Source organism: Pseudomonas sp. FBCC-B1565 (assembly GCF_059133265.1).
This window is the reverse complement of sequence record NZ_CP101438.1, coordinates 3,666,107-3,676,662: the sequence shown is the minus strand read 5'-3', so window position 1 is coordinate 3,676,662 and position 10,556 is coordinate 3,666,107. Positions and strand designations below refer to the sequence as shown.

Annotated in this window: 10 protein-coding genes and 1 pseudogene; 6 read left to right on the top strand and 5 right to left on the bottom strand. The window is 60.6% G+C overall.

Annotated features, from left to right (window positions below; genetic code table 11):
- The first annotated feature begins 369 nt into the window (after positions 1–369).
- The 3 genes from nirB to NL123_RS17275 all read left to right on the top strand — a co-directional run bounded on the left by nirB (position 370) and on the right by NL123_RS17275 (position 3,863).
- Positions 370–2,910, top strand: coding sequence for a nitrite reductase large subunit NirB (nirB, locus tag NL123_RS17285; RefSeq protein ID WP_494355898.1), 2,541 nt, complete (start codon positions 370–372; stop codon positions 2,908–2,910).
- A complete protein-coding gene (nirD, locus tag NL123_RS17280) occupies positions 2,910–3,272 on the top strand; it encodes a nitrite reductase small subunit NirD (RefSeq protein WP_494355897.1) in 363 nt (120 codons plus the stop codon). The genes nirB and nirD overlap by 1 nt, the downstream gene beginning before the upstream one ends.
- 159 nt (positions 3,273–3,431) lie before the next feature.
- Positions 3,432–3,863, top strand: a complete 432-nt coding sequence (locus NL123_RS17275) for an HIT family protein (protein WP_494355896.1) — start codon at positions 3,432–3,434, stop codon at positions 3,861–3,863.
- A 5-nt stretch (positions 3,864–3,868) separates the two neighbouring features.
- Here the strand turns inward: NL123_RS17275 and NL123_RS17270 are convergent, their stop codons facing one another.
- Positions 3,869–4,000 carry a hypothetical protein gene (locus NL123_RS17270; protein ID WP_310862986.1) on the bottom strand — a complete coding sequence of 44 codons (132 nt, stop codon included), beginning with the start codon at positions 3,998–4,000 and terminating at the stop codon, positions 3,869–3,871.
- 31 nt (positions 4,001–4,031) lie between these two features.
- Between NL123_RS17270 and NL123_RS17265 the strand changes: the two genes are divergently transcribed.
- Positions 4,032–4,484, top strand: coding sequence for an NUDIX hydrolase (locus NL123_RS17265; RefSeq protein WP_494355895.1), 453 nt, complete (start codon positions 4,032–4,034; stop codon positions 4,482–4,484).
- Here the strand turns inward: NL123_RS17265 and NL123_RS17260 are convergent.
- Both NL123_RS17260 and NL123_RS17255 read right to left on the bottom strand, forming a co-directional pair.
- Positions 4,460–5,548 carry an NAD(P)/FAD-dependent oxidoreductase gene (locus NL123_RS17260; protein WP_494355894.1) on the bottom strand — a complete coding sequence of 363 codons (1,089 nt, stop codon included), beginning with the start codon at positions 5,546–5,548 and terminating at the stop codon, positions 4,460–4,462. The two genes, NL123_RS17265 and NL123_RS17260, sit on opposite strands and share 25 nt — an antisense overlap.
- Before the next feature lie 2 nt (positions 5,549–5,550).
- The gene (locus NL123_RS17255; protein ID WP_494355893.1) at positions 5,551–6,111 is read right to left on the bottom strand and encodes a cysteine hydrolase family protein; all 561 of its coding nucleotides are present in this window, start codon (positions 6,109–6,111) and stop codon (positions 5,551–5,553) included.
- A gap of 162 nt (positions 6,112–6,273) precedes the next feature.
- Here NL123_RS17255 and NL123_RS17250 point away from each other — a divergent pair.
- Positions 6,274–6,777, top strand: a pseudogene (locus NL123_RS17250) (GNAT family N-acetyltransferase); the annotation flags it as partial.
- A gap of 61 nt (positions 6,778–6,838) precedes the next feature.
- Here NL123_RS17250 and NL123_RS17245 read toward each other — a convergent pair.
- Positions 6,839–8,391 (bottom strand): IS3 family transposase gene (locus NL123_RS17245; protein WP_494355892.1). Its coding sequence is split into 2 segments (ribosomal slippage): positions 6,839–7,929 and positions 7,929–8,391, totalling 1,554 coding nucleotides; the frame shifts between segments, so codons are not numbered across the junction.
- Between the two features lie 93 nt (positions 8,392–8,484).
- On the opposite strand from NL123_RS17245, the gene NL123_RS17240 reads away from it, so the two are divergent.
- Positions 8,485–9,066, top strand: coding sequence for a hypothetical protein (locus NL123_RS17240; RefSeq protein ID WP_494355891.1), 582 nt, complete (start codon positions 8,485–8,487; stop codon positions 9,064–9,066).
- A gap of 191 nt (positions 9,067–9,257) precedes the next feature.
- Here NL123_RS17240 and NL123_RS17235 read toward each other — a convergent pair whose 3' ends face one another.
- A complete protein-coding gene (locus NL123_RS17235; protein WP_494355890.1) occupies positions 9,258–10,484 on the bottom strand; it encodes a benzoate/H(+) symporter BenE family transporter in 1,227 nt (408 codons plus the stop codon).
- Positions 10,485–10,556 lie beyond the last annotated feature (72 nt).

Genomic DNA, 10,556 nt, shown 5'->3' with positions numbered 1-10,556 from the left:
ACGCGGGGCAAGCCCGCTCACCACAACAGCCCCACTCACCACAACAAGCCCCTCACCACAGGAGGAAGGGTTGTGCACTTTTATGACGCGAGGCGCACCAGTTGGAGGCGATTCTGCTCACGTTCATAGCCGTTGTTGAGCGCGTAATGCAGTAAGCGCGGGCCGGGTCTTCGCTTGGCACAGACCCTGCAAGCTCCCCTGCAACCCACCTCGGTCAACGACGATCGACAACCAGGGCAATAGCGGTGAATCCGGCGCAGTCGCCCGATCCAAACCCGCACAAGAACAGGCAAAGACGCCTGGAACCGCAAGGTTTCAGGCGTTTTTTTTTGCTTTTAAAACCGTGATGAGCTTTGTCAGGTGATTTATATGAACAGTCTCAAAACCCTGATCGTCGTCGGCAATGGCATGGTCGGCCACCACTGTGTGGCGCAACTGATCGAACGCGGCGCGCTGGATCACTACCGTTTGCATGTGTTCAGCGAGGAGCCGATGCGCGCCTATGACCGGGTGCATCTGTCCGAGTATTTCACCGGGCGCGATGCCGAGTCGCTGGCGCTGTCCGACGCTGCGCTGTACCAGACGCCGGGGGTGACCCTGCACCTGGGCGTGCCGGTGCTGGAGATCGACCGCGCCCGCTGTGAGGTGATCACCGCCAACGGCTGCGTGCCCTACGACAAGCTGGTGCTGGCCACCGGCTCCTATCCGTTCGTGCCGCCAATCGAAGGCGCCGAGGGCGACTCGCGCCTGGTGTATCGCACCCTGGAAGACCTGGATGCGATCCGCAAGGCCGCCGCCAATGCCCGACGCGGCGTGGTGGTGGGCGGTGGCCTGCTGGGCCTGGAAGCCGCCAACGCGCTGAAAAGCCTGGGCCTTGAAGCCCACGTGGTGGAATTCGCGCCGCGCTTGATGCCGGTGCAACTGGATGACTTCGGCGGCCTGGCGCTCAAGGCGCAGATCGAGCGGCTGGGCGTGGGCGTGCATTTGTCCCGTGCGACCCAGTCGATCAGCGCCGGCGAGCAGTACCGCTACCGCATGAACTTTGCCAATGACGAATTCCTCGAAGCCGACCTGGTCGTGTTCTCCGCCGGCATCCGCGCCCAGGACGCACTGGCCCGCCAGGCCGGCCTGGACATCGGCCCGCGTGGCGGCGTGGTGATCAACGACGAATGCCTGAGCTGCGACCCGAATATCTACGCGATTGGCGAATGCGCTTCCTGGAACGGCAGCCTGTTCGGCCTGGTCGCGCCGGGCTACCAGATGGCCCGGGGCGTCGCCGCGCTGCTCTGTGGGCAAACCGCCGAGCCGTTTGTGGGCGCCGACATGTCGACCAAGCTCAAGTTGCTCGGCGTGGACGTGGGCTCCATCGGCGATGCCCACGCCCACACGCCTGGCGCGCGCAGCTATCAATTCATCGACGAGGCCAGCGCGAGCTACCGCCGCCTGGTGGTGGATGCTTCGGGTAAGCAGGTGATTGGTGCCGTACTGGTCGGGGACAACAGCTACTACGACACTTTGCTGCAGTACATGCAGAACGGCATCACACTGCCGTCCGAACCGGCCGGCCTGATCCTGCCATCCACCAGCGGCGCACCCACCCTCGGCCCCGGTGCGCTGCCGGAATCGGCCACCGTGTGTTCTTGCCATAACGTGACCAAAGGTGCGATCTGCTCTGCGATCGACGGCGGTTGCAGCGACCTCGGCCTGCTCAAGTCCCAGACCAAGGCCTGCACCGGTTGCGGTGGCTGCGCCGGGTTGCTCAAGCAGGTGTTCGAACATGAACTGATTGCGCGTGGCGTGAGTGTCGACAAGAGCCTGTGCGAACACTTCGCCTACACCCGGCAGGAGCTGTACGCGCTGGTGCGTGTGGAAGGCATCATCACCTTCGACGAACTGCTGGCCAAGCACGGCCGTGGCCATACCGGTTGCGACGTGTGCAAGCCGGCGGTGGGTTCGATCCTGGCGTCGTGCTGGAACCAGCCGATCATGGACGCTTCCCTGGTGCCATTGCAGGACACCAACGATACGTTCATGGCCAACATGCAGAAAAACGGCACCTACTCGGTGGTGCCGCGTATTCCTGGCGGCGAGATCACCGCGGAAAAACTCATCGTGATCGGCGAGGTGGCGAAGAAATACGACCTCTACACCAAGATCACCGGCGGCCAGCGCATTGACCTGTTTGGCGCACAGCTTCACGAGTTGCCGGATATCTGGGGCGAGTTGATCGCGGCGGGTTTCGAGACCGGGCATGCGTATGGCAAGTCCACGCGTACGGTGAAGTCTTGCGTGGGCAGCACCTGGTGCCGCTACGGCGTGCAAGACAGCGTGAAAATGGCGCTGCTGATCGAGGATCGCTACAAGGGCCTGCGTTCGCCGCACAAGCTCAAGTTCGCGGTGTCCGGCTGCACCCGCGAGTGCGCCGAAGCCCAGAGCAAGGACGTGGGCGTGATCGCCACCGAGAAGGGCTGGAACCTCTACATCGCCGGCAACGGCGGCATGCGTCCGCGCCATGCGGAGCTGTTCGCCACCGACCTGGATGACGCCACGCTGATCCGCTACATCGACCGCTTTCTGATGTTCTATATCCGCACCGCCGACAAGTTGCAGCGCACCTCGGTGTGGCGCGAGAGCCTGGAAGGCGGCCTGGATTTCCTCAAGGACGTGATCCTGCACGACAGCCTGGGCCTGGGCGCCGAACTCGAAGCGCAGATGCAACTGGTGGTCGACCGCTACGAATGCGAGTGGGCCAACGCCCTCAAGGACCCGGAAAAACTCAAGCGCTTCCGCACCTTCGTCAACGACAAACGCCCCGACCCGGACATCCACTTCGTCCAGGAACGCGGCCAACGCCGGCCGATCATGGCTGCTGAACTCAACCTGATTGCCGTCACCGAGGAGATTGCCTGATGAGCCAAACCAATACCCAACGCCACCTGGCCACCTGGACACAGGTGTGCCGCGAGCAAGACCTGGTGCGCGACTCCGGCGTGGTGGTGTGGCTGGACGGCGCGCAAGTCGCGTTGTTCTACCTGCCGGGCGCGCAGGCGCAGACGCTGTATGCCATCGACAATCACGACCCGGAGTCCGGGGCGAATGTGATCGGTCGCGGTTTGATCGGCAGCATCAAGGGCGACCTGGTGGTGGCGGCGCCCATCTACAAGCAGCATTACCGGCTGGAAGACGGGCAGTGCCTGGAGACCCCGGAGCAGCGGTTGCGGGTATGGCCGGTGCGGTTGAACGGCGGGGTGGTGGAATTGGCATTGGATTGATGCTGTGTGCGGGTGTTTGTGGTGAGCCGACTTCCTGTGGCAAGCGGGCTCGCCACAACAAGCCGGTTCGCTAACGTTGGGCTATGTGCATGGGTTGATTCCAGTGCTCGGAGTCGCGTTAAGATGCCGCCTGGACCTCATCTCTACCAAGGATTTTGCATGGCGCTTATCACCGAACGCGTAGCACAGGCCCGCAACGGCACCAATGACAAGGTCATCTGCCGCATGGCCTCGGGCTGGGCGGTGATGGGCGATGTGCAGTTCCTGCCCGGCTATTGCCTGTTGCTGCCAGATCCCGTGGTTGCCAGCCTCAACGACCTGGATACAGAGGCCCGTACCACCTACCTGCTCGACATGGCGCGCCTGGGTGACGCGGTGTTGCAGGCTACCGGCGCATTGCGCATGAACTACGAGATCCTCGGCAATTCGGAGCCGGAACTGCACTGCCATCTGTTCCCGCGCTACGCCTCGGAGCCGGATGACAAACGCCGGATGCCAGCGTGGTTTTATGACTGGAAAAACGCGTTGCCTTACGCAGAAGACCCGCATGGGGAGCTGCGTAAGGCCATCGCACAACGCTTGAACGCCTGACGCGGTCAGCCCGCGATAGCGTTCAGTTCGGCAAACACCTCGTCCGTCACCGTCAGTTCACCCAACGCGAGGTTTTCGTGCAAATGGGCGACTGATGAAGTGCCGGAAATCAACGGGATATTGGGCGAGCGCCGCATCAAACCCACGTTTCAAGGAAGGCATAAAACAATGCGCGAGCGAAAGGCCGCACGGCTACTGGTGATCAGCCCCTCACACGCAGTGCTACTGTTCAGGTTCGTACATAAAGACGGGGCACTGGCCGGGCAAAATTACTGGGCGACCCCAGGTGGCGGTGTTGAGGCCGGAGAAACCTTCGAGGCGGCTGCGATACGTGAGCTGCGCGAAGAAACCGGCATAGAGGTGGACGCCGTTGCTGCGCCTGTAGGGGACCGCCGCGTGACGTTGATGTTGCCCTGTGGCGAAACGGTGTTGGCCATCGAACAGTATTTTGTGGTTCAGGCGCCAAGTGAGGCGCTGTCAAAAGCCGAATGGACTGCGCATGAGACACAGGTGATGGCCGACCATCGCTGGTGGTCCGCCGCTGAACTGCGAGCAACAGAAGAAACGGTGTGGCCGGAGAGGCTCTTGGAAATGCTTCAGGATGCGGGCGTCAGCCGTTGAACGAATCGACCGGGACGGCAGGGTTCAAGCGCATCGAAGAGGGTGTTGTCCATGATCTCTTCACTGGCCAACCGGCCCACAACGGGTGCCAGTACCACGCCTGGGTGCATGACGCACACGTAGACGCCACCCACGGTTGGCAGGTAGCCGATAATGGGGAGGCCATCCACGGGAATCGGGCGAAGCCCCACGTGAGTGATTGGCGGCCCGAGTGAGCCAATGCCGCGCAGTTGTTCCTCGATGGCCTTGGCTGTTTGCAGGGCGATCAATGAGGGGTGATCGTGCGGCGCGTCGCTGCGGTAGTCTTCCGCCACCAGCAGGGTGCCATCGGCCTTTTGTCGCACCTCCATGTCGGCGTTGGAGATCAGGGTGCGCACAACACCGGGTTGTGCTGCGTAACGGATAAAGATCGACGGTGAGGCTTCTACAGGAAGGGGAGCGTCCAGCATCGCGGTCAGTGCCTTGGTGCCGGTCCCGGCGGCGATGACCACGGTGTCGGCGTCCAGGGTGCCCACGGTGGTGTCAACGCCGGTCACCTGGCCGCTGAGGGTCGTGAAACCGAGCACCCGAGTCTGGGTCAGGACGTTCGCACCCCGGGCCTTGGCACCGGCGATCAGCACATGGGTCGTTTGCACCGCATCCAGCGCGCCTTCCTCGGCTTTGAACAGCGCCTGCTCAGGAGGATCATTCAAGTTTGGCTCCAGTTCGAGGATGCGCGAGCGCGTCACCTGGGTTGCCAGGCTCCCGTGACTTGAGGCAGGCAGGGCCTCATCCGTTCCAGCGCCGTAACACAGGGCCCCGGTCCACTGTATCTTCAGGTCGGGCAATTCTTTTTCGAGGCGGTGATAATCGCCGATGGCTGCACCGCGCAAGCGCGCGATCGGGTCAGGTGCGTTGCGTGAGGTGTTGAGCCAGGCGAACGAGGTGGCGGTCACGCCGGATGCAATCTCCTGGGCCTCGACGAGGGTGACATGCGCGCCTTTGCGCGCCAGATGATAGGCCAAGGATGCGCCGACGATACCCGCGCCAATCACCACGATTCGCTTGCCGGTCTCATGCGTCATGCTCACAACCCATCGAGGATTTCAGTGGTTTCCAAAACCCCGGCATAGTCCATCGCCAGGTTGCTCAGCGACAGCGCATGCACATCCTCGGCTGGCCACAGGCGCCCGGACAGATCCGTTTGATCGAAGGTGTAGCAGGCGTCCGAAACCACCTTCACTTCAAACCCCAGGTTGCCGCCCGAACGTGCCGTGGACTCGACCGAGTTGTTGGTGATCACGCCGACGATCACCAGTTGGTGGATCCCGCGCGCATGCAACCAGCGCTCCAGACCCGTGGCTGTGAAGGCATCCGGGACGTTCTTCTCCACCACATGTTCATGCGCCAGCGGTTGCAGCGCCGGCTGGAACTCGCAACCCGGTTGGCCGGGCCAGAACACCGAGTCGGGCGAGCGGGACATGTGGCGGATATGCACCACCGGGCGGTTGGACTGCCGCCACGCGTGCAGCAGGCGCTGTATCTGCGCTTCGGCACTGGGGTTGTTGCGGCGTCCCAGCTTCGGCTGGTTCATGCCTTGCTGCATGTCGATGATCAGCAGTGCGGCGTTGCTGGCTAACGGTGGCATAGCGCTTCCCTTTGCTTGTGAGGTTCGCAACATATCAGCCAATGTGTGCGCCCAGACAGCGATTTGTTCGAAGCCGGATAGCCACCTCGCCACCCGGCGAATATAAACGGTCATGAGGCATGGGTTTACTTGACGAACATCGTCTGAACAAGGAATACCGATATGATCCGCAAGGCATTACCCGACGACGCAAGGGCCATTGCCCAAGTGCATATCAGCAGTTGGCAGGACGCCTACCGTGACCTGATGCCTGCCGAGTATTTGAGCGGGTTGCAAGCGACCCTGGCGCAGCGTGAATCCTTCTGGATGCACTCGATTGAGTCGGACGAGCCCAAGGTTTGGGTCGCGGAGGTGGACGGACAGGTGGTCGGTTGGATATCGGTCGGTGCCAGCCGTGACGAGGAGGCTGCGGGTGCCAACACCGGTGAGGTCATGGCCATCTATGTGTTGGCCGGGTACTGGCAAACAGGCGTGGGGCTGGCGTTGTGGACGGCCGGCGTTGAGTATCTGAGCGAGCAGGGCTATCAGGGTCTGACGCTTTGGGTGTTGAGCCTTAATGAACGAGCTATACGGTTTTATCGCCGGGCGGGCTGTGTCGCGGAGCCAGGCACTGAGCGCAACCTCGTGAGGGGCGGTGCAACACTGGAAGAAGTCAGGTATCGGTTGGTTTTTGCTGCATCATACGGAGTCGGCGTTTTTCAAGGTAGTTGTCGTGTCTCCCGTCTTGCTAGGCGACCTTCACGACAACTGTCAGCTCCCTTTCGGGATTGAGGTACACCGTCCCGATAGGGTTCCAGTTGCGTGTCTCGCCTGACCACCTTTCAGGCCTTTTTTCTCTCGCTTGCCCATAGATTGCCGCCCTCCGGGCCAAGATTTCCCGGTCTTTTCCCTCGTGGCGCTGGGCGGGTGTCACGAAGCGGATTCGGCTATGACGATGCTCGGTGTTGTACCAAGCCATAAAATTCCTGACCCAGATACGCGCGTCATCCAGGCTGCCAAATCCATCCTGCGGCCACTGCGGGCAGTACTTCAGCGTTCTAAACAGCGACTCAGAGTAAGGATTATCGTTGCTTACCCGGGGTCTTCCTCTCGATGGCGTGATACCCAGGTCGTACATCTTGGTCAGTAACGTCACCGATTTCATCGGTGCGCCATTGTCCGAGTGAAGCACCAGCGGCTGACGCCAGCACTTCTCTGTAGTGACACTTCGTTGCAGTAGGACAGCGGCTTTTTCACCGTTTTCTGCTTCGTAAACTTCCCAGCCCACAGCCTTTCGGCTGTAGATATCTTCGATCAAATAGAGGTAGTAAAACTTCCCACGAACTGGCGACGGCAGGTACGTGATATCCCAAGACCACACCTGATTGGCGGCTGTCGCCGCGTAGGTGGTGGGTGCTTCATGGCGATGCGGGCGTTTGGCGCGGGAACGATGATGCTGCTGATCTGCCGCACGCAGCACTCGGTAAAAGGTTGCCTCCGATGCCATGTAACGTCCCTCGTCAGCGAGCCGTGGCACGATCTGGCTCGGTGGCAGATGTGCGTAGGCCTTGCTGTTGCACAAGGCCAGGATGGCTTGGCGCTCAACATCAGTCAGAGCATTATTCGGCACTGGCCTCACCGTCGTGGTGCGCCCATCTGCCAACAACGCTTCGGGCAGGATCCAGCGTTGTAGCGTGCGTAGCGAAATACCGACTTCTAGACACGCAGGCGCCCTGCGGGCGCCCGCAGTGATGGCTTCGGTGAGCCAGTCGACGAGAAGATGCCGTTCTGGCAACAAGGTCAATTGTCCTCGTCGTCGTTCCCCCAGTAGGCATTGAGCTTTTTTCGCAGCACCAGCAATGCGACTGTTTCAGCCAGCGCTGCATCCTTTCGTCGCAGCTCACGCTCCAGCTCCCGAATCCGGTTCTTATCCTCCTTGGTCTCACCAGCGATTCCTTTTTTCAGCGCTGAGTGATTAGTGCTGTTGGCAATGAAAGCTTTGCGCCAGCCGTCAATTTGCTCAGGGAAAATACCGTTGCGACGGCAATACTCACTCAGCTCCAGCTCCGACAAAGCTGATGATTCGATGACTGCCATGAGCTTGGATTCGGCAGACCAACTTTCAGGCGACTGCTTGTTTTCGGACAACTGAGAACCTCTGGCAGCGGCTTGCTTACGCCAATAATGAAGAGACATGTCGCTACAACCTTCACGGCGCGCGACCTCCGACGCTGACAGGCTCAGGGGCGGAAGCATCATTTTCAACAGCGCAGCTTTGCGTTCTTCTGAATAGAAAGGCATGACCTTACTCTTGCCGCCCCCGGAATACTTTTAAAAAGCGGAGGACACGACAACTACCCTGACACCGGGGGGAGTACACCCTGAGGTCAGTCATTGAGTAGTCAAGAAGTGAAATACCCTTCGTTCGAAAACAGATCAAGAAAGATCGCGATCACGTTGGTCGCGTTTGCGCTGCTTGGGGGGTGGATCGTTTATATGCTCTGGGCGTCGCGTATCGGCCTGCGGACCGTTTTGATGCCGTCGATCCCTGAGTGGACGACCTATATCGCTATCGGTTGTGTCGTTGGACTGGTTTTCGCTTGCAGGGGCGTCTTGCGTGGCGGGGGCGGGAGAACACTAAAAAGCGCCATGGACGCTTTTTTCGGCTGGTTTTGCGTCGGTTTTGCTTGCTCCATACAAGGGTATGATGTCGCTGCTTATTTATTGCCGGGAGATACCATTCACTATGAGTCAGCCTATGAAATCTCTTTCCCAGGGCCCGCGTTGGGAAAGCTGAGCCGTTGTGAGGCCGGCGTGTGGATCAAGGATGTGACTACCGAGCGCTGGATTCAACTGTGCACGAATAAAGCGGATTTGAATGATCAGATACAGCGGGGCATGACGGCGGTGCGGGTAACGGCCCACGCTAACAAGATCGGTTCTTTCATCGTTGGGTATCAATTTATTTATCAATAAAGCCATGCTCTGAAGGGGGCTATCTTCTGGACGTGTAGTGAGTGTATGGCTCGCTACACGCAAGGCTGGCCTTCGTTGCACAGACAGGCGCCAGGCTGTTATCGGGCGCCGTCTGGTGCCGAGGAGCCGACGACCTAGCTGGCGATCACTTTGCACCAGGCACCTGCATCAGTTGGCGGCATCCTCAGTCCTTAAACAGGTTTGACGGCAGAACCGACCACCGACTCACGCCGCGACCAGCGCCCGTTGAGTACGGCGTACGCCCCCAGGCCAATCAACAATCCCCAGAACGCCCCACCGATGCCAAACACCGTGATGTTGGCGGCGCAGGCCAGGAAGGTGATCAGTGACGCTTCGCGGGATTGACTGTCAGCCATGGCGCTGGCGATGCTGGCGCCGATCGTGCCCAGCAAGGCCAGGCCGGCCAGGGTCGTGATGAACGTTGCCGGGAGCACCATGAACACCGCTGCAAGGGTGACCCCGAAAATCCCGATCACGAGGTAGCACACGCCCGCTGCAACCCCGGCGATCCAGCGCTTGGACGGATCTTGCGCAGCTTCCTTGCCGGTGCAAATGGCGGCCGTAATCGCCGCGAGGTTAAACGCGTGGGAGCCGAAGGGCGCCATGAGCAATGAGCCCAGCCCGGTCACGGTCAGCACAGGATTGGCGCTGGTGCTGAAGCCATCGTTGCGAAGCACCAGCATGCCTGGCATGTACTGGCCCGTCAGGGTGATCAGGAACAACGGCAGCGCGACACTGAGCAGGGCATTCAACGAGAACTCAGGCTGGGTGAAGACCGGGACCGCGAACTGCAACGCCAGCCCCGAAAAATCCACACGCCCCTGAGTCAGCAAAAAACCCATCCCCAGCACCAGAATGCCCACCACCGCGTAGCGTGCGGTAAAGCGCTTGAGTACCACGTAAGCGGTAATCAGCAGCCCGACCAATACCGGGTCGACGCTCATGCCGCCGAACGCGCCGATACCGAATTTCAGCAGGATACCGGCCAACAACCCTGCGGCCACGCCAGGGGGAATCAGGCGGATGACTTTTTCGAACTGCCCTGACAAACCCAGCAGCACGAAGGCGGCCGCGGAAAGGATGTACGCCCCAATCGCTTCGGCATAGGGGGTGGTCCCGAGTGCGACCACCAGAAACGCCGCCGCAGGTGTCGACCAGGCGGTAATGATCGGCTCACGGGTCAGCCAGCTGAGAATGAGCCCGGTAATGCCCACGCCGATGGACACCGACCACACCCACGAAGCCGTCAGCTCAGGGCTCAGCCCGGCGACCTTGGCGGCCTGGAAAATCAGAATGAACGTGCCGCCATAGTTGACGATGACCGAAACCAACCCTGCGACAATCGGGTGGAAAAGGTCGCGTAGTCGAATGGGCGAGTGGGCGTTGGAAGAGGCCATGTTGCTTTGCTCCTTGCAAAGTCAGGTGCTGGGGGAGGCGCCATTTATAGGCCTTAAATGGTATGTTTCGCC